17 protein-coding genes are annotated in these 21,878 nt (G+C 72.5%); 12 read left to right on the forward strand and 5 right to left on the reverse strand.

The genetic code is table 11. The features are described from left to right. The first annotated feature begins 336 nt into the window (after window positions 1-336). The 4 genes from ABT147_RS06720 (at window position 337) to ABT147_RS06735 (ending at window position 4,264) form a co-directional block, all read left to right on the forward strand. Window positions 337-1,581 carry a PucR family transcriptional regulator gene (locus tag ABT147_RS06720; protein WP_351403087.1) on the forward strand — a complete coding sequence of 415 codons (1,245 nt, stop codon included), beginning with the start codon at window positions 337-339 and terminating at the stop codon, window positions 1,579-1,581. 100 nt (window positions 1,582-1,681) lie between these two features. Continuing rightward, entirely contained in the window at window positions 1,682-2,302 is a 621-nt protein-coding gene (locus tag ABT147_RS06725) for a phosphoribosylanthranilate isomerase (RefSeq protein WP_351403088.1), read from the forward strand. Between the two features lie 161 nt (window positions 2,303-2,463). Continuing rightward, window positions 2,464-3,903, forward strand: a complete 1,440-nt coding sequence (locus ABT147_RS06730) for a cytochrome P450 (protein ID WP_351403089.1) — start codon at window positions 2,464-2,466, stop codon at window positions 3,901-3,903. A gap of 127 nt (window positions 3,904-4,030) precedes the next feature. Further along, the gene (locus ABT147_RS06735; protein WP_351403090.1) at window positions 4,031-4,264 is read left to right on the forward strand and encodes a hypothetical protein; all 234 of its coding nucleotides are present in this window, start codon (window positions 4,031-4,033) and stop codon (window positions 4,262-4,264) included. A gap of 50 nt (window positions 4,265-4,314) precedes the next feature. Here the strand turns inward: ABT147_RS06735 and ABT147_RS06740 are convergent, their stop codons facing one another. The 3 genes from ABT147_RS06740 to ABT147_RS06750 are packed head-to-tail and all read right to left on the reverse strand — an operon-like array spanning window position 4,315 to window position 7,807. Beyond that, complete coding sequence (locus ABT147_RS06740) at window positions 4,315-5,220, reverse strand: amidohydrolase family protein (RefSeq protein WP_351403091.1); 906 nt, start codon at window positions 5,218-5,220, stop codon at window positions 4,315-4,317. After that, window positions 5,217-6,809, reverse strand: coding sequence for an HAL/PAL/TAL family ammonia-lyase (locus ABT147_RS06745; RefSeq protein WP_351403092.1), 1,593 nt, complete (start codon window positions 6,807-6,809; stop codon window positions 5,217-5,219). The genes ABT147_RS06740 and ABT147_RS06745 overlap by 4 nt, the downstream gene beginning before the upstream one ends. After that, the gene (locus ABT147_RS06750; RefSeq protein ID WP_351403093.1) at window positions 6,806-7,807 is read right to left on the reverse strand and encodes an ornithine cyclodeaminase family protein; all 1,002 of its coding nucleotides are present in this window, start codon (window positions 7,805-7,807) and stop codon (window positions 6,806-6,808) included. Before ABT147_RS06750 ends, ABT147_RS06745 begins: the two co-directional genes overlap by 4 nt. Before the next feature lie 186 nt (window positions 7,808-7,993). Between ABT147_RS06750 and ABT147_RS06755 the strand changes: the two genes are divergently transcribed. The 5 genes from ABT147_RS06755 (at window position 7,994) to ABT147_RS06775 (ending at window position 12,497) form a co-directional block, all read left to right on the forward strand. Further along, complete coding sequence (locus tag ABT147_RS06755; protein ID WP_351403095.1) at window positions 7,994-9,166, forward strand: ABC transporter ATP-binding protein; 1,173 nt, start codon at window positions 7,994-7,996, stop codon at window positions 9,164-9,166. Next, window positions 9,163-9,828 carry an ABC transporter permease gene (locus ABT147_RS06760; protein WP_351403096.1) on the forward strand — a complete coding sequence of 222 codons (666 nt, stop codon included), beginning with the start codon at window positions 9,163-9,165 and terminating at the stop codon, window positions 9,826-9,828. Before ABT147_RS06755 ends, ABT147_RS06760 begins: the two co-directional genes overlap by 4 nt. Beyond that, window positions 9,825-10,514: an ABC transporter permease gene (locus tag ABT147_RS06765; RefSeq protein WP_351403097.1), complete on the forward strand. Its 690-nt coding sequence runs from the start codon at window positions 9,825-9,827 to the stop codon at window positions 10,512-10,514. The genes ABT147_RS06760 and ABT147_RS06765 overlap by 4 nt, the downstream gene beginning before the upstream one ends. 78 nt (window positions 10,515-10,592) lie before the next feature. Then, complete coding sequence (locus ABT147_RS06770; protein ID WP_351403326.1) at window positions 10,593-11,516, forward strand: ABC transporter substrate-binding protein; 924 nt, start codon at window positions 10,593-10,595, stop codon at window positions 11,514-11,516. A 117-nt stretch (window positions 11,517-11,633) separates the two neighbouring features. Next, window positions 11,634-12,497, forward strand: a complete 864-nt coding sequence (locus ABT147_RS06775; protein WP_502983041.1) for a MurR/RpiR family transcriptional regulator — start codon at window positions 11,634-11,636, stop codon at window positions 12,495-12,497. A 27-nt stretch (window positions 12,498-12,524) separates the two neighbouring features. Here the strand turns inward: ABT147_RS06775 and ABT147_RS06780 are convergent, their stop codons facing one another. Continuing rightward, window positions 12,525-14,330 (reverse strand): protein kinase domain-containing protein, encoded by a 1,806-nt coding sequence (locus ABT147_RS06780; protein ID WP_351403099.1) that lies wholly within the window; start codon window positions 14,328-14,330, stop codon window positions 12,525-12,527. Between the two features lie 309 nt (window positions 14,331-14,639). Further along, the gene (locus ABT147_RS06785; protein WP_351403100.1) at window positions 14,640-14,945 is read right to left on the reverse strand and encodes an alpha-L-rhamnosidase-related protein; all 306 of its coding nucleotides are present in this window, start codon (window positions 14,943-14,945) and stop codon (window positions 14,640-14,642) included. A gap of 54 nt (window positions 14,946-14,999) precedes the next feature. Here ABT147_RS06785 and ABT147_RS06790 point away from each other — a divergent pair, with 54 nt between their 5' ends. The 3 genes from ABT147_RS06790 (at window position 15,000) to ABT147_RS06800 (ending at window position 21,863) form a co-directional block, all read left to right on the forward strand. Beyond that, window positions 15,000-16,388, forward strand: coding sequence for an SMI1/KNR4 family protein (locus tag ABT147_RS06790; RefSeq protein ID WP_351403101.1), 1,389 nt, complete (start codon window positions 15,000-15,002; stop codon window positions 16,386-16,388). Between the two features lie 208 nt (window positions 16,389-16,596). Next, a complete protein-coding gene (locus ABT147_RS06795; RefSeq protein WP_351403103.1) occupies window positions 16,597-18,360 on the forward strand; it encodes a serine/threonine-protein kinase in 1,764 nt (587 codons plus the stop codon). Window positions 18,361-18,488: 128 nt separating this feature from the next. Then, a complete protein-coding gene (locus ABT147_RS06800) occupies window positions 18,489-21,863 on the forward strand; it encodes a pyruvate carboxylase (RefSeq protein WP_351403104.1) in 3,375 nt (1,124 codons plus the stop codon). Window positions 21,864-21,878: the final 15 nt, after the last annotated feature.

The following is a 21,878-nucleotide window of genomic DNA, read 5'->3' on the forward strand; positions in this document are numbered from 1 at the left end:
TCATCGGAGTTTCCCTCCCGTTTGGGTGAGCGCCTTCGCACGGCGCCTGGCTGAGGAATTTCGTACCCGTGCCCGTACTGATTGCCGGAACCGTTCCGAAGTCGCTCCGGAATGTTTGCCGCGGTCTTCCCCCACAGGTGGGCACGCGGTTCTCATTAAGGCCGCTTTACGACTCCTCCACAAGCGGAAGACGTGACGGGAACGCCCCGATCCGGGAATTTTGCGCACTGTGACAAAAACCCTGTGGGCATACTTGCCGCCGTTTTATGCGGAGTGATGAACGCCGTCCGGATCTCGCCTGTCGGCCGGTTCGGCTGGAATGACATGCTCGCGTCCATGGGGAGCCTCTTCGCCGAACTGGCCCGTCAGGCGTCGACCAACGCCCGCCGGGAGGTAGAGACGTACACACGCGAGGTCCCGGAGTTCGGGTTCCTGGACCAGGACCCCCGGGCGCGGGCCGAGACACTGGAACACTCGGTGTGGCTGCGCCACCGCACCGTCGAACTGTCGCCGGACAACAGCGAGTTGAGCGACGACGATCTTGGCTACATCGCGTCCATGGGAGAGCTGCGGGCCGGTGCGGGAATGTCCCTCGACAGCCGGCAGCTGGTGCTGCGGCTGCACACCGCGCTGATGCTGCGCGAGATCAACGAGGCGACCGACGCCCAGCGCGGCGGCGGTGTCGACGAACTCATGCGGATGATGACCTGGTTCGCCCCGCAGGGCGAGCGGGGTATCGGCGCCTACCGTCAGGGATTCGTCCGCGTACTGCGCCGCAGAATGCCGTACACCGAACAGGTCGCCCTGCTGGCCCGCTCATTACTGAACGACGATCCGATTGCGGCGGAACTCGCCGCGGCCGTCGACATGGAACTGCCCGATCGCTGCGCCGTGACCGTGTTCCGGCTGCCGGACCCGCCCGCCGTCGACCGTTTCCTGGAAAACGAGATCGAGACCCTGGTGAAAGCTCACCAGGTGCCGGTCATGTGGGGTCCGCGGGGCGGCGACGGAAGCGGTGAGCTGATCGCTCTGGTGCCCCTGACGCCCGGCGCCGCCGCGGCGGAGAACGTGCCGCCGCCCACCGCTCCCGACCTCCTGCCCGACCTCGCCCCCGGCCATCTGCCGGATCTCGTACGGGACTTCGCCCGCGCCCTCGGCCGCCCCTGCGCCGTCGGCACCGCCACCGCGCCGCTGCCCGGGCTGGCCGACGCCCTGGACCGGGCCCGCCGCATCAGCCGGGCGGCCCCGCTCGGCCCGGCCTCCGCCCGGCTGCGGCCGTACGCCCTGGCGGACGTCTTCGTCGAACTCGCCGTCGGGGACGTGCCGTTCGTCGACGGCTGGCTGCGCTCGCTGGCCCGCCAGCTGGACTCCGGACCGGACCTGATGCTCACCCTGGACGTCTACTACCGCCACGACATGCACCGCGGCACCACGGCCACCGCTCTCAACGTCCACACCCGCACCCTGGACTACCGTCTGCGCCGGGTACGGGAACTCACCGGCATCGACCCGGGCTCCACCCAGGGGGTGCGGACCCTCAGCGCGGTCGTCACCCGGCATCTGTCGGGAGCGTGGCGCTGACCGCGTCCGGCGGGCCGGACCGGGTGCCGGCCGGGCCGGACCGGGTGCCCGCCGGGTGGCCGCCGTGCCCGCCGCGCCGCCGATACGGCAGGCTGGGGCCGTGAGCAACTCCAGGGACTCCCTCTTCATCAAGATCTGCGGCCTGAAGACCGAGCAGGACGTCGACACGGCCGTCGAGGCGGGCGCCGACGCCATCGGCTTCGTCTTCTCGGCCAGCCCGCGCCGCATCGACGCCGCCACCGCCGCCCGGCTGGGCAGCCGGGTGCCGGAGCACGTCCTGACGGTCGGCGTCTTCCGCCGGGAACCCCTCGACGACGTACGGTCCCTGGCCGCCGAGTCGGGGATCCGGGCGATCCAGCTGCACGGCCCGGACGACCGCGCCTACTACGACGAGCTGGCGGCCGACGGCCGGACCCTGATCCGCGCCGCCGCGTTCGACGACTCGGTGCCGCGCTGCGGGGAGTTCGGCGAGGACATGCTCCTCCTCGACGCGCCCGTGCCCGGCTCGGGCATCGCCTGGGACTGGGCGAGCGTGCCGCAGGCCGCCGCCGGGGAGAAGTGGCTCCTCGCGGGCGGCCTCACCCCCGAGAACGTGCGGGACGCCGTCGCCGCCACCGACCCCTGGGGCGTCGACGTCTCCAGCGGTGTGGAACAGCGCCGAGGCGTCAAGGACCCCGGTCTGATCAGGGAGTTCGTCAAGGCGGCCCGCGCCGGGCGGTGACGGGCGGCGCCGCGGCCGCCGCGCGCACGGCGGTGCGTCACGGAGCCGGGGCTGTGAGTGGTGATGCCCGCCGTTCCCCCGGAAGTGACCCTGGGGTAGGGTCCCAGCGTTCCGGCTACCGGCTGAAGGTGGTCCGGTACGGGGAGTGTCGGAGGGGCGGCATGGTGAGGGAAACCCAATCGGGTGAGGGCGTGTCCGTGGAGCTCGACGGCGCGGGGCTGGAGGCGATGTCTCCCGAACCGCTGCTGACCCGGGACTACGAGACGCGGCCCTCGTTGGTGTACGAGCGACTGAGGCAGCGCCACGGCGCGGTGGCACCGGTCGATCTGCTGGGCGTACCCGCCTGGCTGGTCCTGGGCTACCGCGAGGCGCTCCAGGTGCTCCAGGACGACGCCGGGTGGCCCAAGGGCCTGGAGAACTGGCGGGCCAGGACCGAGGGCAGGGTCCCGGCCGACTGGCCGCTCGGACCCTCCCTGGAGGTCAACCACGTCCTGATCCAGGGCGGCCCCGGCTACCGGACGCTGCGGACGGCGTGGGACCAGGCGCTCAAGCCGTTCCAGGACCCGCGCAACCCGCAGGCCAAGCGGCTCAAGACGGCCGTGACCGCCTACGCCGACGAGCTGATCACCCTGATGGGGCAGGCGGGCGGCACGGGTCTGGCGGACCTGTCCGCGCAGTTCTCCCGGCCGCTGCCGCTGATGGTGGCCAGCCATCTGCTCGGCTTCCCCGGCTCCCAGGGCGACGACGCCCTGATGGACATGTGGCGGGTGCTGGACGCGGGCCCCGACGCGGGCCCCGCCCTGGACCGGCTGCTGGGCGCGCTGGCGGAACTGGGGGAGCTGAAGCGGAAGACGCCGGGCGAGGACTTCCCCTCCCAGCTGCTGGCCGCCCACCCCGACCTCTCGCCGGACGAGCTGGCCCGTGAGCTGTTCATGCTGCTGGGCATGACCTCCGACCACGTCGGCATCCTCATCTCCAACACGGTCGTCGAGGTCCTCTCGGGCGAGGACAGTGTGCGGGCCAGCCTCTCCGCCGGCATGGTCCGGGAGGCGATGAACCGGGTCGTCATGCGCAAGCCGCCGCTGGTGAACTTCGTACCGAGGTTCGCCGCGAAGGACACCCGGCTCGGCGCGTACACGATCCGCGAGGGCGACCCGGTCTGGGTCTCCTCCGCCGCCGCGCACGCCGACCCGCTCTTCGCCGACCATGTGGCACCCAGCACCACGGTCAGCACCCGGGCGCATCTGTCGTGGGGCGCGGGCCCGCGCCAGTGCCCGGCCCGGGAACTCGCCTCGACGGTCGCCGCCGTCGGAGTGGGCCGGCTGTTCGAGCGCTTCACCAACCTGGACCTCGCCCTCCCCGTCGACCAACTGCCCTGGCGCTCCTCGCCCTTCATGCGGGGCCTGCGCTCGCTGCCCGTGCGGTACGAACTCGCGCCGGGCGCCGAAGCGCCACCGCTGGACGACGTGGCGGCGGAAGGGGCGGGTGGGGGAGGCTCGGGGCCGGGGGACACGGCGGAGGCGGTGACGCCGGACGTCTCCGCCCGGCAGCGCTCCTCGCTGTGGCGCTATCTCACGGGGCTGATCCGCTCGGGACGCTGACGGCTGCTCAGGGATCATCTGGCGGCCGGGTGGTTACCGTTGGTGCGTTGCATGGGCACGACAGCCTCGCCCTGTGGAACGCCACCGGTCGCGAAGGCCCGCGTTCCATCCCCACCAGGAGGAATGCTTGCCGCGCCACAGACGTGCGGCGGGTTGCCTCGTCCTGCTCACGCTCACCCTGAGCGTGCTGCCGGGACAGGCCCCGTCCGCAGCGACACCCTCGCCCTCGTCCCCGTCCACCACGAGGCGTGCGGAGCTGAGGAACCCGGACGGCGGTTTCGCGTCCCTGCGGGCGAACTCGGTCGACGCCGACGGCAACACCGCCGAGTACACGGTGATCCACGCGTACCGGCTGCGCTGACGGACGCCGCCGGGGTCACGGCACCGAGAAGCCCGCGACCCCGGTGGCCCTCAGCAGTCCCTCCCGGTGAGCAGCCGCCGCGGATTGGCGATACGGAAGGCGTACGCCGCCGCCCCGCCCAGGCCGAAGCCGGGCTGCTGCGGGGGCTCGGCGTAGGGGCGGTCGGAACCCTGGACCACGGCGTCCACGCCGAGGACGCGGACCACGGCCTCGACGGCGGTCGGGCCGTAGGAGGACGTCTCGACGAAGACCCCGGTGTCCACCCCGGCGTCGCTCCCGCCGCTCCGGGCGGCGAAACGCTCCCCGTGGAGCGGGGCGAGCCCGGCCAGCAGGGCGAAGCACACCCGCAGCCGGGGATGGCGGGGCCGGCCGAAGGCGCGGAAGGCGAACCAGGCGGAGTGCATCTGCTGGACGTAGGGGACCATCGCGGGCCACCAGCCGGGCCCCTCCGCCCCGCCGGGCGCGGGCCCCGGGTGGACGAACAGCGGCAGGTCGCGCTCTTCGAGGAGGTCGAGGAGCGGGGCGCAGCGCGCGTAACCGGCCGCGTCGGCAAGGGCGTTGGCCGGGAGCTGCAGACCGACGAAACCCCGGTCGAGATCCTCGGCCGTGGACTTCGCGTCGACGTCCCGGACACAGGCGGCGGCCCAGGCGCCGAACGGTTCGGGCAGCGCGGCCGAGCCCTCGTGGTAGGCGTCGAGCAGGGGGCGCGCCTCGGTCGCGGGCAGCCACTCCACGCCGATCGGGGAGGACAGCGAGACGAGGGCCCGGCCGAGACCGTCGGCGCCGGCGAGTTCCGCACGGCGGGCGATGTCGTGGTCGGCGGGCGGGAGTTCGTAGGGCGGCTCGCCGTCGAGATACAGGGTCCAGCCGTCCAGGAACGGTGGTTCGCGGCGTGACCGCAGGGCCGTCACCAGCGAGGGGGTCCACAGATGCTGGTGCACGTCGCAGTTGGTCATGCCGCTCCTCCCACCAAGGCCGACGCTTCCCCGGACAGGGCGCGCAGGGTGCTCCGGACGTCGTCGGACTCCAGGATGGCGCGGCGCACCGTCTCCACGTCCACCCCGCACGGCCGGTCGTCGTCCAGGCGGGGAACAACTTCCCGGATCGCGCGCCGCAGGAACGCCGGACCCCGCCCCAGTACGGCCGGCGCCGCCAGATCCACCGCCTGCGCGGCGACCACGGCCTCCACGGCGAGCACCTGCCGCAGCCGGGTCAGCATCGTCGTGAGCCGCCGGGCGCCCAGCGCCGCGTTGGTCGAGTCGTCCTCCACGCCCGCCGCGCCGTGCCGGGGGTCGGTGGACACCGGGACGGACAGCATGCGGATCTCCGCGACGAGCGCCTGCGCCGTCTTGGTCAGCGGCGCGAAGCCGGAGCGCTCCGGGCCGTACGGCGAGAGGTTCGCCGGCAGTCCGCTGACGGCGGGGTCGAGGAGGCGGCGCATCCGCTCGGCGGAGAGGGACGCGGTCTGGGTGAGGGCCAGCGCGAGGGTGTCGAGGGCGAGGGCCAGGGCCGGGGTGTGGAAGTTCCCGGAGGAGAGGATCTCGCCCGTGTCGGCCAGGACCACCGGGTTGTCGCCGCAGCCGTTCAGCTCGGGGTCCAGCGCGGCGATGGCGAAGTCCAGGGCGGCGTACGCGGCCCCGTGCACCTGGGCCGCGCAGCGCAGGCTGACGGGGTCCTGGACGCGTCGAGCGGCGCGGGGGTCGGTCAGTTCACCGCCGTCCAGCAGGGCGAGCAGTGCGCCCGCCGCGCGGGACTGCCCGGGTGCGGGGCGCAGGGCGAGCACCCGCGGGTCGAGCGGGCTGGTGTTGGCCCGGAAGCCCTCGTACGTCAGCGCCGTGACCGCCTGCGCCAGGGTCAGGGCGGCGGCCGTGTCATGCAGGGCGAGGGCACCCTGCCCGGCCGCCAACGGGCTCGCGCTGCACAGCACATGCCCGTCCTTCGGGCCCGGCGTGACCGGGGCGAGCCCGGCCCGCCGCAGTGCCGTGGCGCCGTCGAGCACATCGCCGTCGAACTCGGCCTCGCCCTCCCCGATGACGACCAGCCCCGCATGGGCCATCTGGCACAGATCGGAGGCACCGATCGACCCCACCTCGGGGATCACCGGATGCACCCGTGCGTTGAGCAGGTCCACCAGCAGCCGCGGGATCTCCGGCCCCGCGCCGCTGCCGCCGCCCGCGAGGCCGTTGGCACGGGCGAGCAGCGCGGCCCGTACGACGGGCACCGGCAGCGGATCGCCGACCGCGTCGGCCCGCCCCCGGACCGTACGCACACTGAAGGCCTCCAACTCGGCGCGCGGCAGCGCGTACGACGAGCGGGAGCCGAGGCCCGTCGTCAGGCCGTACGTCGGCACCTGGCGGTCGACGACGTCCTCGACGACGGCCCGGTCGCGTACCAGCCGGGGCAGCACCTCGTCCGCCAGGGCGACCCGGGCGCCGTGCCGGGCGACGGCCACGACGTCGTCGTACGACAGGGTCCGCCCGTCGACGACGATCTCCGCGCTCCCCGTCCTCGTCCCCGGCCCCCTTCCCGTCCCTGTGCCCGTCATGAGAACCGCAGCTTCTGGCCGAGGCCGCGTTCCTCGGCCTTCCTGAGCATGGCGGCGCCCAGCGCGATGTCGGAGAGGGAGAGACCTCGGTGCCAGAAGAGATTGGTCTCGTCGGCGCTCTCCCGGCCGGGCTTCAGTCCGGCCACGATCTCGCCCAACTCGCCGTACAGATTGCCCTTGTCGAGCCTTCCCGAGTCGACGTGCGCGCGCAGGGCGCCGAACGGTCCGGCGTGGGCCTGTCCCCAGTCGTCGACGACGATCTTGTCCATGATGTCCGTGAGCGTCAGCTCGACCGCGCTGTTCGTCCCGTAGGGCACGACCAGGGCACCGGGGGCGATCCACTCGGTCCTCAGCAGCGGCTCCGGCCGCTCCAGACGGGAGGCCTCCACCACGACGTCCGCGCCCTCCACACAGCTCTGCCAGTCGTCGGTCACGGTCACCGGCTTGCCGAGGTCCCGCTCCAGACGCTCGGCGAAGGCCTCCCGGCTCTCGGGGCGGCGCGAGTGGACGCGTATCTCGGTGAGGTCGAGGATCCGGTCGAGCAGCCGGACGTTCCAGTACGAGGTGGCGCGGGCGCCGATGTGCCCGAGCACCCTGGCGTCCGGGCGGGCCAGATGGCGTGCCCCGAGCGCGGTGAGGGCGCCCGTGCGCATCTCGGTCAGGGCGGTGGCGTCGATCACGGCCACCGGCATACCGGTGCTCGGGTCGAAGAGGTTGAGCAGCGCCATCTCGGAGGGCAGACCACGCCGGTAGTTGTCGACGTAGTCGCCCACGATCTTGACGCCGGCCAGCGCGAGCGGGGCGACATAGCCGCGCAGGACGTTGAAGTGGCCGTTGAAGGCGGGGTCGGGCACGAGATGGACGCGTGGCTCGACGACGGTCTTCCCGAGGCCCTGGGCGCGCAGCCCGTCCTCGACGGCGTCGAGTATCTCGATGTCGGTCAGTTCGAGCCGGGCGATGTCCGAGCCGTTCAGAAAGCTGAACCAGACCGGTTGCATATGGTCTCTCCCTATGTCTGAAGCAGCCTCATTATGAAAGGGGCGATAAGGGGCATCCGAGGGCAATTCCTGGCATTCCTGGTCCGGCTTAGTGTGAACGTAACGTGCCGTTCACGGAATTCCATTGACTGTCATTCAGTCACCGACAACCCTGAATGGCCATATGCAGTCGGGTAAGGGGCAGTCTTGATCAGATTCGACGCGGTGAGCAAAAAGTATCCGAACGGCACGACAGCGGTGGACGAACTGTCGCTGGAGCTGGCCGAGGGTGGCATCACGGTCCTGGTCGGCCCTTCCGGCTGCGGCAAGACCACCACCCTGCGCATGATCAACCGCATGGTGGAGCCGACCGACGGCACCGTGAGCCTGCGCGGCCGGGACATCCGGGAGGTCAACGCGCCCGAACTGCGCCGGGGCATCGGGTATGTGATCCAGCACGCGGGGCTGTTCCCGCACCGCACCATCCTGGACAACATAGCGACCGTTCCGCTGCTGCTGGGGTGGGGCAAGAAGAAGGCGCGGGCCCGGGCGGCGGAACTGCTCGAACTGGTCGGCCTGCCCGCCGAGATGGCCAAGCGCTATCCGAACCAGCTCTCCGGCGGGCAGCAGCAGCGCGTCGGGGTGGCCAGGGCGCTGGGCGCCGACCCGCCGGTGCTGCTGATGGACGAACCGTTCAGCGCGGTCGACCCGATCGTGCGGGCGGAACTCCAGGCCGAGTTCATCCGGCTGCAGAAGGAGCTGCACAAGACGATCGTGTTCGTCACCCATGACATCGACGAGGCGATCAAACTCGGCGACAACATCGCCGTGTTCCGCACCGGCGGCAAGCTCGCCCAGTTCGACACACCCGAGCGGCTGCTCGCCAGTCCCGCCGACGACTTCGTGGCCGACTTCGTGGGGCAGGACCGGGGCATCCGCCGGCTCTCCTTCGTCGACGCGGCCGAACTGCCGCTGCGCGACGGCCCGGTGCTGCCGGCCACCTCGTCCGTAGCCGAGGCGCGGGCGGTGGACGCGCCCTGGATACTGGTCGTCGACGAGGCCCGCCGCCCGCTCGGCTGGACCGCGACCGACGCGCTGCCGGACACCGGCACCCTCGCGGACGCGCCCCTGACCCCCCTCGGCCACACCTTCAGCCTGGTCGGCGACTCCGCACGCGCCGCCCTCGACTCGGCCCTGCTGTCCCCCGCCCGCCTCGCGGTGGCCGTCGACGCGGAGGGCGCGTTCGCGGGAGTCGCCGACGCGCACGAGCTGTCGGCCGGAGCGGTCGCGGCGGAGCGGTCCGCTGACAAGCCGGCCCCGGACAGGACCGCCCTCGCCAAGTCGGCCCCCGCCGACACCCCGGGCGGCGGTGACCGATGAGCGACGACGAACCGCTGATCCGGTGGCAGTGGATAGCCGACCACACGGCCGAACTCGCCGAGTACACCGGCATCCATCTCAGACTCGGCCTGCTGCCGGTGCTGTTCGGGCTGATCATCTCCGTGCCGCTCGGCATCCTGTGCCACCGCTGGCGCTGGCTCTATCCGCCGGTGCTGACCGTGTCGAACATCCTGTACTCGATCCCCTCCCTCGCCCTGTTCATGATCTTCGTCCGCTACACCGGGCTGACCGAACAGACGGTGATGATCCCGCTGACGCTCTACACCCTGTCGGTGCTGGTGCCCAACGTCGTCGACGGCCTCGCCTCGGTCCCCGAACCCGTACGGCTCGCGGCCACCGCGATGGGCTTGGGTGCCGTACGCCGGGTCGTCCAGGTCGAGTTGCCGATCGCCGTCCCCGTCGTCATCGCCGGCGTACGCGTCGCCGCCGTCTCGTCCATCAGCCTCGTCGCCGTGGGACAGCTGATCGGACAGGGCGGCCTCGGCTACTACATCACCCGCGGCCTCCAACTCGACTTCCCCACCCCGATCGTCACCGCGATCGTCCTGATCATGCTGCTGGCGCTCACCACCGACGCTCTGCTGGTCCTGGCGCAGCGACTGCTCACCCCGTGGTCCCGGAACAAGGTGAGGTCGGCATGAACGACTTCCTCAACCAGATGGAGCTCGTGGGGGACTGGCTGACGTCCTCGGCGCAGTGGCACGGCGACGAGGGCATCCCCAGCCGGCTGCTGGAGCATCTCACCTACAGCGGACTGTCGTTGCTGTTCGCCGCCCTCATCGGGCTGACCTTCGGACTGCTCGTCGGACACACCGGCCGGGGCGCCTTCGCCGTGGCCACCGTGGCGAACCTCGCCCGCGCGATCCCGACGTTCGGCCTGGTCGTCCTCGTCGTCACCCTCGCCGGGCTCAGCACCACGCCCGTCCTGGTCGCCCTGGTCGCACTCGCGGTCCCGCCGATCCTCATCAACACCTTCGAGGGCGTACGGGGCGTGGACCCCGCCACCCGGGACGCCGCGCGCGGGGTCGGTATGACCGAGTGGGAGGTCCTGATCCGGGTCGAGGTGCCGATGGCGCTGCCGTTGATCCTCCTCGGACTGCGGGTCGCCGCGATCCAGGTCGTGGCCACCGCTACCGTCGCCGCCTACCCCGGGCTCGGCGGGCTCGGCCGCTACATCGTCGACGGACTCTCCCGTAACGACTACGGGCTGGTCATCGGCGGCTCCGCCGTCGTCGTCACCCTCGCGCTCGTCGTGCAGATCGCGTTCACCGCACTGCGACGCGTCATGGTCTCGCCGGGCCTACGGGTCTCGGCGTCGAAGTCCTGAACCCCCGAATGCCGAACTCCAGAACTGCTGAATTTTTCGAGCCCCCGGGCTCCGAGAGAGGAAAAACCCATGCGAGGCATGTACCGAGGCGCCGCGTTCGGCCTGATCACCGCGCTCACGCTGACCGCCTGCGGCGGTGGCGGTGACAGCGACGACAATCCGCTGGCCGGCGACAGCGGCGGCGGGGAGGGCAAGTCCATCGTCGTCGGCTCGGCGAACTTCCCCGAGAACCAGCTGCTCGCCGAGATCTACGCACAGGCCCTGGAGGACAAGGGCCTGAAGGTGACCCGGAAATTCGACATCGGCGCCCGCGAGGTCTACTACGACCAGGTGGTCAAGGGCGGCATCGGCGTCTTCCCCGAGTACAACGGCGCCCTGCTCTCCGTGGCGGTCGACAAGAACAGCACCGCGACCAGCACCGAGGACATCAACGCCGAACTGAAGGAGAAACTCCCCTCGTCGGTGGAGATCCTCGACTCCGCCGCGGCCGAGGACAAGGACTCGGTGACGGTCACCGCCGAGACCGCCGCCAAGTACAACCTCAAGACCCTCGCCGACCTCAAGCCGGTCGCCGGGGACATGACGATCGGCGCCGGGTCGGAGTTCAAGACCCGTACCCAGGGCGGCGTCGGCCTGAAGAAGGTCTACGGCGTGGACTTCGGGAAGTTCCAGCCGCTCGACGCGGGTGCCCAGACCACCCTGGTGAAGCTGCTCAAGGACGGCAAGGTGCAGGCCGCCAACCTCTACACCACCGACCCCGCCATCGTCGCGGACAAGCTGGTGGTCCTGGAGGACCCGAAGCACCTCTTCTCCTCGCAGAACGTCACCCCCCTCGTCTACAAGAACGCGGTGAACGACAAGGCGAAGGAGGCGCTCAACGCCGTCTCCGCCAAGCTCACCACCGACGACCTGCTGGAGATGATGAAGAAGCTCGTCAACGACAAGGAGGACGCCGACACCGTCGCCGAGGAATGGCTGACGTCCGCCGGTCTCGCGGGCTGACCTTCCCGGTCACACCGACACCGACACCGTCCGCCCTCCGCTCCTGCCCGGCACCGCGCACCGGCCACCCCGCCGGGCAGGGGGAGGGGACCGCGCACGCCGACCGGCTGGGGGACCATGGGGGACCAGATGACTGACGGAGGCAGTGGGGGCGGCGCGTCCGCGCGGCTGCAGCAGCTCTTCGAAGGCCGCCGGCTCACCCCGACCCAACGCCGTATCGCGCACTGCCTGGTCCTGCAGGCGGCGGACGTGCCCTTTCTGTCGAGCGTGGAACTGGCCCACCTCGCCGGGGTCAGCCAGCCGTCGGTGACCCGCTTCGCGGTCGCCCTCGGGTTCGACGGCTATCCGGCCCTGCGCGCCCATCTGCGGGCGGTCGCGCCCGCCGGGCACGGCTTCGACGGGCGGTCGGCCAACCCGTACCAGCGCGCCGTACAGGCCGAGATCGACAATCTGCGGCACCTGGCGTCCCTGCTCACCGACCCCGGACCCGTCGAACGCGCGGGCCGGCTGCTCGCCGCCTCCCGGCCCCTGCCGGTGCTCGGGCTGCGCGCCTCCGCCGCCCAGGCCCGGGGCTTCGCCTACTTCGCGGCGAAGGTCCACAGCGACGTGCGGCTGTTCGACGAGGGTGGTTCGCTGCTCGCCGACCGCATCGACACGGCCCGGCAGGCAGGCGCGAGCGCGCTGCTGTGCTTCGCGCTGCCCCGCCACCCGCGTGAACTTCTCGACGCCCTCGCCCACGCCCGTGGTGCCGGGCTGACGGTGGTGACCGTCGCCGACGGCACCTTCGCCCCGGTCGCCGCCCACAGCGATCTGCTGCTCCCCGCCGCCGTGGGCACCGGCCTGGTCTTCGACACCGTCGGCGCCCCCATGCTGCTGGGCCAGGTCCTCCTGGAGGCGATGTGCGACGCCCTCCCGGACGCCCAGGCCCGACTGGAGGAGTTCGACGCGCGGGCCGCGGCGCGCGGACTGTTCGTCGACTGACGGACAGGGCCCCACGAGCCGCCGGCCTCACTCGGCGGAGCGCAGCATCTTCCAGACACGGGGACGTACGACGCCGTCGGTGACCAGCAGCCCCTTGTCCCGCTGGAAGCTCTGGACTGCGGCCTCCGTCCCGGCGTCGAACTCGCCGTCCACGCCGCCGCCCCCGATGCCGTAGCCGCGCTTGGTCAGCATGCACTGCACCTGGAGGACGCGGTTGCCGGTGTCGCCCAGGCGGGTGCGTCCGTTGCCGTTGTAGTACGCGCAGTCCGAGAGCCAGGCCGGGGCCGCGGGCTCGGAGGTCGCGTCGGTCGCGGGCGGCGTGTTCTCGGTGGGCGCGCCGGTGCCGGGGGCGGGTGTGGAGGGGTCGGTGTGCGGGTCGTCGTCGGTGGTGCCGGACGCGTCGGGGTGTGGGGTGTCGCCGTCCGCCGGGGGCCGTTCGTCCTTGCCGGACACCTCCGAGACCGCCGACCCGCCGTCCGGGTCGGCGTCCGCCCCGTCCGGGCTCTCGGCCGCCGGGACCGAGACGGTGTCGCCGGGCCGGGCGTCGGCCGACGCCGTCGAACCCCTCTGCGGCGAGGCCTCGGTGACGGCCGGGCCGGGGAGGGTGAGGAAGGCGACACCGGCGGCCGCCAGGCAGAGAGCCAGACCGGCGGCTCCGATCAGCACCCGCTTCCGACGGGTTCGGGTGTGGGGCGGCGCGGGAGGTAAAGGCTGAGCCGGTGCGTCGGCGGACGGACTCGGCGGTGCGCCGGCGGCGGCCGGGGCCGACGCCTCGACCGGCGGTGCGGGGGCGGCCTGTTCGAGCGGAACGCGGCGCAGCGTCTCGTACGCCCGCTGCCGGGCGAGCACTCTGCCGCCCAGCGGTTCCGGCCAGTTGACCACCTCGGACGGTCCGGCCGCCTCGGGGCCCGGGGAGCCGGACGCGGTGGCCCCGGACGCGGTGGTCCCGGACTCCCGGATGCCTGCCTCGGCCGCCTCGATCAGCCGACCGGGTGTCGGCCGCTGTCCGGGTTCCTTGGACAGACAGGCGGTGAGCAGGGAGGCGAGCGCCGTGTCGGTCGCCGCGATCTCGGCGAGCACCTTCGGGTTGGGCTCCTCGAACGCCACCCGGTGCATGACGTCGACGCCCGTGCCATCGCCGAACGGGGCGCTGCCTGTCGCCGCGAAGACCAGGGTGCAGGCCAGGGAGAACACGTCCGAGGCCGTGTCGCACGCGCCGGTCCGCAGATACTCCGGCGACATGTAGGCCGGGGTGCCGACCCGGTTGCCCGTGCCGGTGATCGCGCTCGCGTCGGCGGCCTTCGCGATACCGAAGTCGATGACGTGCGCGCCCCGGGCGGACAGCAGCACGTTGGACGGCTTCAGGTCCCGGTGCACGATCCCCGCGGCGGAGAGATCGGCGAGCGCCTGCCCCAGCTCCGCCACCAGCCGCCGCACGGCGACGACCGGCAGCGGGCCGTCCTCGTGCACGGCGACCGCCAGATCGAGCCCCGGCAGATACTCGGTGGCCATCCACAGCAGTTCGTCCCGGAAGCCCGTGCCGGCCAGCCGGGGCATGCGCGGTGTGCGCACCCGGCTGTGCACCGCCGCCTCCTGCTCGAACCGGCGGCGGAACCGGACGTCCTCCGCGTACTCGGGCCTGATCACCTTCACCGCGACCAGCTGCGGCCCGCCGTCCGTGGGGCGCGCCAGATAGACGCGCCCCATCCCGCCGCTGCCGAGCAGCCCCAGCGGCACATAGGGACCGATACGGTCCGGGTCGCCGGGCCGCAGGGGCAGAGCGCCCGCCTGTCGCAGCGCCGGAGCCCTGTCCGCCGTCGATGATGGCGGCACCGGCCGCTGCTCTGACACAACACCCCCGAAGTGACTCTTGGCGTACGTCAGTTCGCCCCCAGTAAGTTGAGGCTAGCTCAGCTCGGGCCCGCGGTCCGGGTTTCGGTCACTTCCGCCCCACCAGTGGTTCAGGAGGCCGCGCGTCGCACCTCCGCCGTGCCCGAGCCGACCGGGCCGATCCGCAGCACGGTCCCGGTGAGGTCGGTGAACGACTCGACCTTCACGTCCCCCTTCCCGGCGTGTCCTCGGCGCGGCGCACCCGGACCGACACCGGCCCGCGTACGGAGGGCACGGTGCCGTCGACCTCGGTCAGCGACACTCGGAGAGCTGGTTGATCAGCGCGTCGCCCTCGTACGGGCCGCGCTCACGGGTGGGCGTGTCCGTGTAGAAGTCGCCGAGGGTGGCCTCGATGGAGTAGCGGCACAGCTCCGGGACCCGGTCCAGATCCGCGTTCGAGCCGCGGAACGAGGCGTCCGAGTCGTCCCGGTCGAGCTTCCAGGCACGGCCGGTGACGACCGCCTTCGACAGATCGAGCGAGGTGCGCAACTCGGCCCAGCGGAAGCCCCGGTAGCCCCAGTGCTCGGACCTCGGCGGGCCCGGGCTCGGCCGGTGCACCGCCCTCCGTGATAATCACTTCGCCACGTTCGCCGGAAACGCCGGAGGCCACCGTTGCCGTCCACGCTGTACGACTTCGCGACCTGGGAGCCGCTGCTGCGGGTCCTGCGGGCCGACAAGGCGAAGTCCCTCGCCGCGCCCGGAGGTTACGTGACCGGACGGGTCGGCCTCCACGGCTGGAGCCTGCCGCTGACCCGGCGGACGCCACCGCCCGGGCAGGCGGCCCAGATGGAGGACTCGCAGAACGAGTACGACGCCGTCGCCCGGATCCACGGCGCGCTCATCGAGGCCGGCGTCGACGACATCGCGTTCACGGCGGAGATCGCGCCGAGCGGGCGGGCCGTGCTCCGGCTGCTCGGCCCCAGCCCCGCCGTGGAGCCCGGCGTCGGCACTGTGCACCCCGCCGCGCTGATCCTGGTCGAGGGCGCCGTCGCCGAGCCCTGGCGCCGCGCGCCCGAGCCGGCGCCCGACGCGGCCCCGGCCCCGACCGTGGATCCCGCGCTCCTGGAGCGGACGCTCCGCGAGCGGATACCCGATGCCGTCGGCGCCACCGAGGAGGAGCTCGCCGCCACGGAGGCCCGCCTCGGCGTCGTCCTGCCCGACGAACTCAAGGCGCTCTACCGGGTGACACGGGCCCGGTGGGAGGACTGGGACGGCGACTACGCCGTCGCCGACCGGGTGTTCGAGGCGGTGGGCTGTGAACTCCTGCCTCTGGAGGGGCTGTACCTCGCCGAGCCGGAGACCCGGCCGGCCATGTGGTCGTTCGCGGCGATGGACGCGGTCGTCACCCTGCCCGACGCCGAGGTGCAGGGGCTGGTCGGCTCGCCCGGCTGGATCGTCTTCGGCGACAACGGCGGCGGCGACCGGATCGCGGTGGACCTGACCCCGGGGCCGCGCGGACATCTGGGCCAGATCATCCTCATCGGCCACGAGGAGCACACCGGCGCCGACCTGGTCGCCGACTCGCTCACGGACATGGTACTGAACGGCCCCGACGAAAACCCGAGGCGGCACCGTCGCGATGACGAACCGCCGCTGGTGGCCCACGTCAACCACCGTGCCATCACCGCCGTCGAGGCCGCCGCCCACCCCGGTCTGGAGGTGCTGAGCCTCGGGGTCTGGGACGGCGAACCGTTCGGCCTCGCCCCCGTCATCGGGCTGCCCCGCCTGAGAACCCTCTCCGCCTACCCGGGGACGCTCGCCGACCCGTTGGAGATCTCCCGGCTGACCGGCCTGGAGTTTCTGGAACTCCCGCCCGAGGAATGGCGCGTCCTCCTCGACGCCGGAGCGGTTCCGCGCACCCTGCTGGCCGCCGCCGTCGTCGTCCACGGGAACCCGCACCCGCTCCCGATCGTCGACCTGGCCAACGAGATCCTCGCCCTCTGGGACCGCCCCCTGATCGTCCCGACGCTCCTCGAAGACGACCTCGGACCCCTCTCCTAGGCCCTTGCGGCGCCGGGGGGCGAACTCCCTGGGCCCGTCCGGTGCGTGGCGGACTCCCGGGGCCTGTCCGGTGCTGGTGGGCGGACCCCCGAGGCCGTCCGGTACCGGTGGACGGACCCGGCGTTCCGCTGTCACCGGGCTCGGCTAGAGTCTCGCCTCACCTCGGCCGGACGTCCTGGCCGGGGCTGTGCGCTGGGGGTACGGCACCATGGGGCCCGAAAGAACGGACCTGCCCGGTTACGAGATCCAGGAAGTCCTGGGCCAGGGCGGATTCGCCACCGTGTACCGGGCACGGCAGCTGGCCGTGGGCCGGGAGGTCGCGCTGAAGGTCGACAGCAGGGTGCTGTCCACACCGCGCGACCGGCAGCGCTTCCTGCGCGAGGTCACGGCCGCCGGGCAACTGTCCGGGCACCCGCACGTCGTCCCGGTGTACGACGCCGGCGTCCTCGCCGACAACCGCCCCTACATGGTGCTGGAGCTGTGCCCCGGCGGCTCCCTCGGCGACCGGCTGCACCGGCAGGGCGCGTTCCCCGCCAAGGAGGCGCGCGACATCGGTGTGGGCCTCGCCGACGCGGTGGCCGCCGCCCACGCCACCGGGGTGCTGCACCGCGACATCAAGCCCGGCAACGTCATGGTCAACCGGTACGGCGGAGTCGCCCTCACCGACTTCGGCCTCGCCGCCATGCCCCGGCCCGGACGCGAACTGTCCGTGACCCGGGAGGCGTTGACCCCCGCGTACGCGCCGCCCGAGGCCTTCCACATGGCCGACCCCAGCCCCGCCGGCGATGTGTACTCCCTGGCCGCGACCGTCTACGCCCTGCTGTGCGGCCGCCCGCCGCACTACCCGGAGGACGGCACCCAGCTCAGCCTCGCCGAACTGATCGTGCGCCACACCTGGCCGTACGCCGACCTCCCCGGACTGCCGCCCGCCTTCAACTCGGCGCTCCGGCACGCCCTCGCCCCCGACCCCGCCCACCGCCAGTCCGACGCGGGCGCGTTCCGCGACGCCCTCGCCGCGGTGGACCTCGACACCGTGGACCTGCGAGGCGGGGCGGGAGACGGCGGCGGCTTCGGACCGGCGCCCGCCATGACGACGGTTCCGGGGTACCGGGGCGCACCGCCCACGACGATGCCGCCCTACGGGGGAGCCCCGCCCACTACGATGCCGCCCTACGGGGGAGCCCCGCCCACGACCATGCCGCCGTACGGAGGTGCGCCGCCCACGACGACCCCGCCTGGCGGGGCCGTGCCGCCGGGCGGGGGCGGTACGACCGTGGCTCCCGGGGCGGGTGGCACCACCGTCGTGCCGGGGCCCGGCTCCCGGCCCGGTGGCGACGGCGACGGCGGGCGGAAGGGGTCGGCGCGGCGCAGACCGGCGGTGATCGCCGTCCTCGCGGCCGTGGCCGTCTCCGTGAGCGTGTCGGTCACCGTGGTGACGTACGAGCGCGACGAGCGGAACAGCGGGGGCGGTGACTCCTCCTCGGCCGCCTCGCCGTCCTCCGGCGCCACGGCCGAGGGCAAGGGCAAGGGCACGTCGGAGTTCGGGGTGGCGACCACGACGGAGAACTGCCCCGCGACGGATGTCGACGGTGTGGGCGGCCGGTGCGTCGCGACCCCGGAGTGCTGGAGCGGCATCGTCGACATCTCCGGCATCGTCACCGTCAGCCGCGCGGACTGCCAGACCAAGCACGTGTGGGAGACCTTCGCGATCGCGCCGCTGCCGGAGGACGGCATGACCAACAACGCCCGGGACCTGATCAAGCACCCGGACGTCAAGGCGCTGTGCTCGCAGAAGGTCATGGCCGCGACGATGACCGCCGAGGGCCGTGGGGTCGCGGACGAGTGGAACGTCGACATCATCCCGCCGTCGACGGCGGAGTGGGACAAGGGGCTGCGCGTCCTCCGCTGTGTGGCCGCGGCGGTCACGGACGACGGCGAGAAGACGGGGAGCCAGTTCGCGGTCAGCGGTTGAACATGGGACATGCCCCTGTCACCTGGGACAGACCTCCGATCACCAGTCAGTGACGGGACTCTCATGGCACGTCGGCCACAATGCCGCGACCATGGTGTTCCTCACCAGGCAGGCCGAAGGGAACGGGAATGCTCCGCAAGGTACTGGTCGCCAACCGAGGCGAGATCGCGATCCGGGCGTTCCGCGCCGGCTACGAGGTGGGCGCGCGGACGGTCGCCGTCTTCCCCCACGAGGACCGCAACTCGCTGCACCGGCTCAAGGCCGACGAGGCCTATGAGATCGGCGAACCGGGACACCCCGTGCGGGCGTATCTCTCCGTCGAGGAGATCGTGCGCGCCGCCCGCCTCGCGGGCGCCGACGCCGTCTACCCGGGCTACGGCTTCCTGTCCGAGAACCCCGAGCTGGCCCGGGCCTGTGAGGAAGCGGGCATCACGTTCGTCGGCCCCAGCGCGCACATCCTGGAGCTGACCGGCAACAAGGCGCGCGCGGTGGCCGCAGCCCGCGCCGCCGGCGTACCGGTCCTCGGCTCCTCCGAGCCCTCCACCGACGTGGACGAACTGGTCCGCGCCGCCGACGACATCGGTTTCCCCGTCTTCGTCAAGGCCGTCGCCGGCGGTGGCGGTCGCGGGATGCGCCGCGTCGAGGACCCCGCCGCGCTGCGCGAGTCCATCGAGGCCGCCTCCCGCGAGGCCGCGTCCGCGTTCGGCGACCCCACCGTCTTCCTGGAGAAGGCCGTCGTCGAGCCCCGCCACATCGAGGTGCAGATCCTCGCCGACGGGCACGGCAACGTCATCCACCTCTTCGAGCGCGACTGTTCGGTGCAGCGCCGCCACCAGAAGGTCATCGAGCTGGCCCCGGCCCCGAACCTCGACCCGGCCCTGCGCGACCGGATCTGCGCCGACGCGGTCCGTTTCGCCCGGGAGATCGGCTACCGCAACGCCGGCACCGTCGAGTTCCTCCTCGACCGCGACGGCAACCACGTCTTCATCGAGATGAACCCCCGTATCCAGGTCGAGCACACGGTCACCGAGGAGGTCACCGACGTCGACCTCGTGCAGGCCCAGCTCCGTATCGCCGCCGGCGCCACCCTCGCCGACCTCGGGCTCTCCCAGGAGACGGTCACCCTGCGTGGCGCGGCCCTTCAGTGCCGTATCACCACCGAGGACCCGGCGAACGGCTTCCGCCCGGACACCGGCCGGATCAGTGCCTACCGCTCGCCCGGCGGCTCCGGCATCCGCCTCGACGGCGGCACCACCCACGCCGGTACGGAGATCAGCGCCCACTTCGACTCCATGCTGGTCAAACTGACCTGCCGGGGCCGGGACTTCACCACCGCCGTCAACCGGGCCCGGCGCGCGGTCGCCGAGTTCCGGATCCGGGGCGTGGCCACGAACATCCCGTTCCTCCAGGCGGTCCTCGACGACCCGGACTTCCAGTCCGGCAACGTCACCACCTCGTTCATCGAGCAGCGCCCGCATCTGCTCACCTCCCGGCACTCCGCCGACCGGGGCACCAAGCTGCTCACCTATCTGGCGGACGTCACGGTGAACAAGCCGCACGGCGAGCGGCCCGCCCTGATCGACCCGTCCACCAAGCTGCCGCGGCCCACCGTCGCCGAACCCCCGGCCGGCTCCAAGCAGAAGCTCGTCGAGCTGGGCCCGGAGGGCTTCGCCCGCTGGCTGCGCGAGTCGCCGACCATCGGCGTCACCGACACCACGTTCCGGGACGCCCACCAGTCGCTGCTGGCCACCCGGGTCCGTACGAAGGACATGCTCGCCGTCGCCCCCGTGGTCGCCCGGACCCTGCCGCAGCTGCTCTCCCTGGAGTGCTGGGGCGGCGCCACCTACGACGTCGCCCTGCGCTTCCTCGCCGAGGACCCCTGGGAGCGGCTGGCCGCCTTCCGTGCCGCCGCCCCGAACATCTGCCTCCAGATGCTGCTGCGGGGCCGCAACACCGTCGGCTACACGCCGTACCCGACCGAGGTCACCGACGCCTTCGTCCAGGAGGCCACCGAGACCGGGATCGACATCTTCCGGATCTTCGACGCGCTCAACGACGTGGGCCAGATGCGGCCCGCCATCGACGCCGTACGCGCCACCGGAACGGCCGTCGCCGAGGTCGCCCTCTGCTACACCTCCGATCTCTCCAACCCCGCCGAGCAGCTCTACACGCTCGACTACTACCTCCGGCTGGCCGAGCAGATCGTCGAGGCCGGCGCCCACGTCCTGGCCGTCAAGGACATGGCGGGCCTGCTGCGCGCCCCCGCCGCCACCAAGCTCGTCACCGCCCTGCGCCGCGAGTTCGACCTGCCGGTGCACATCCACACCCACGACACGGCGGGCGGCCAGCTCGCCACCTACCTGGCCGCGATCCAGGCCGGCGCCGACGCCGTCGACGGGGCCGTGGCCTCCATGGCGGGCACCACCTCGCAGCCCTCACTGTCGGCGATCGTGGCCGCGACGGACTACTCCGACCGGCCCACCGGACTTGACCTCCAGGCCGTCGGCGACCTGGAGCCCTACTGGGAGAGCGTCCGCCGCATCTACGCCCCCTTCGAGGCGGGCCTCGCCTCACCCACCGGCCGCGTCTACGACCACGAGATCCCCGGCGGCCAGCTCTCCAACCTGCGCACCCAGGCCGTCGCGCTCGGCCTCGGCGACCGCTTCGAGGACATCGAGGCGATGTACACCGCCGCCGACCGCATCCTCGGCCACCTGGTGAAGGTCACCCCGTCCTCCAAGGTGGTCGGTGACCTCGCCCTGCACCTCGTCGGCGCCGGAGTGACCCCCGCCGACTTCGAGGCCACCCCGGACCGGTTCGACATCCCGGACTCCGTCATCGGCTTCCTGCGCGGCGAGCTGGGCACCCCGCCCGGCGGCTGGCCCGAGCCGTTCCGCAGCAAGGCCCTTCAGGGCCGCGCCGACGCCAAGCCCGTCCAGGACCTGAACGCCGAGGACCGCACCGGACTGGAGAAGGACCGCCGCGCCACCCTCAACCGGCTCCTCTTCCCCGGCCCGACCCGCGAGTTCGAGACCCACCGCCAGACCTACGGCGACACCAGCGTCCTCGACAGCAAGGACTTCTTCTACGGCCTCGGCCCCGGCAAGGAGTACGCCGTCGACCTGGAGCCCGGCGTCCGGCTCCTCATCGGTCTGGAAGCCGTCGGCGAGGCCGACGAACGCGGCATGCGCACGGTGATGTCCACCCTCAACGGCCAGCTCCGCCCCATCCAGATCCGCGACAAGGCCGCCTCCTCCGACATCCCCGTCACCGAGAAGGCCGACCGCTCCAACCCCGGCCATGTCGCCGCCCCGTTCGCCGGAGTGGTCACCCTCGCGGTCGCCGAGGGCGACGAGGTCGCGGCCGGTGCCACGGTCGCCACCATCGAGGCCATGAAGATGGAGGCCACCATCACCGTCCCGAAGGCCGGCCGGGTCTCCCGCCTGGCCATCAACAAGATCCAGCAGGTGGAGGGCGGCGACCTGCTCGTCGAGATCGTCTGACCCGCACGCGGGCGG

Source organism: Streptomyces sp. NPDC001868, from assembly GCF_040297125.1.
Taxonomy (GTDB): Bacteria; Actinomycetota; Actinomycetes; order Streptomycetales; family Streptomycetaceae; genus Streptomyces.

Excerpts from the sequence above, each read along its gene's own strand:
- ABT147_RS06800 (WP_351403104.1), top strand. The coding sequence starts at position 18,489 with ATGCTCCGCAAGGTACTGGTCGCCAACCGAGGCGAGATCGCGATCCGG.
- ABT147_RS06750 (WP_351403093.1), bottom strand. The coding sequence starts at position 7,807 with ATGCAACCGGTCTGGTTCAGCTTTCTGAACGGCTCGGACATCGCCCGG.
- ABT147_RS06730 (WP_351403089.1), top strand. The coding sequence starts at position 2,464 with ATGGTGAGGGAAACCCAATCGGGTGAGGGCGTGTCCGTGGAGCTCGAC.
- ABT147_RS06745 (WP_351403092.1), bottom strand. The coding sequence starts at position 6,809 with ATGACGGGCACAGGGACGGGAAGGGGGCCGGGGACGAGGACGGGGAGC.
- ABT147_RS06740 (WP_351403091.1), bottom strand. The coding sequence starts at position 5,220 with ATGACCAACTGCGACGTGCACCAGCATCTGTGGACCCCCTCGCTGGTG.
- ABT147_RS06720 (WP_351403087.1), top strand. The coding sequence starts at position 337 with ATGGGGAGCCTCTTCGCCGAACTGGCCCGTCAGGCGTCGACCAACGCC.
- ABT147_RS06770 (WP_351403326.1), top strand. The coding sequence starts at position 10,593 with ATGTACCGAGGCGCCGCGTTCGGCCTGATCACCGCGCTCACGCTGACC.
- ABT147_RS06760 (WP_351403096.1), top strand. The coding sequence starts at position 9,163 with ATGAGCGACGACGAACCGCTGATCCGGTGGCAGTGGATAGCCGACCAC.
- ABT147_RS06775 (WP_502983041.1), top strand. The coding sequence starts at position 11,634 with ATGGGGGACCAGATGACTGACGGAGGCAGTGGGGGCGGCGCGTCCGCG.
- ABT147_RS06795 (WP_351403103.1), top strand. The coding sequence starts at position 16,597 with ATGGGGCCCGAAAGAACGGACCTGCCCGGTTACGAGATCCAGGAAGTC.
- ABT147_RS06765 (WP_351403097.1), top strand. The coding sequence starts at position 9,825 with ATGAACGACTTCCTCAACCAGATGGAGCTCGTGGGGGACTGGCTGACG.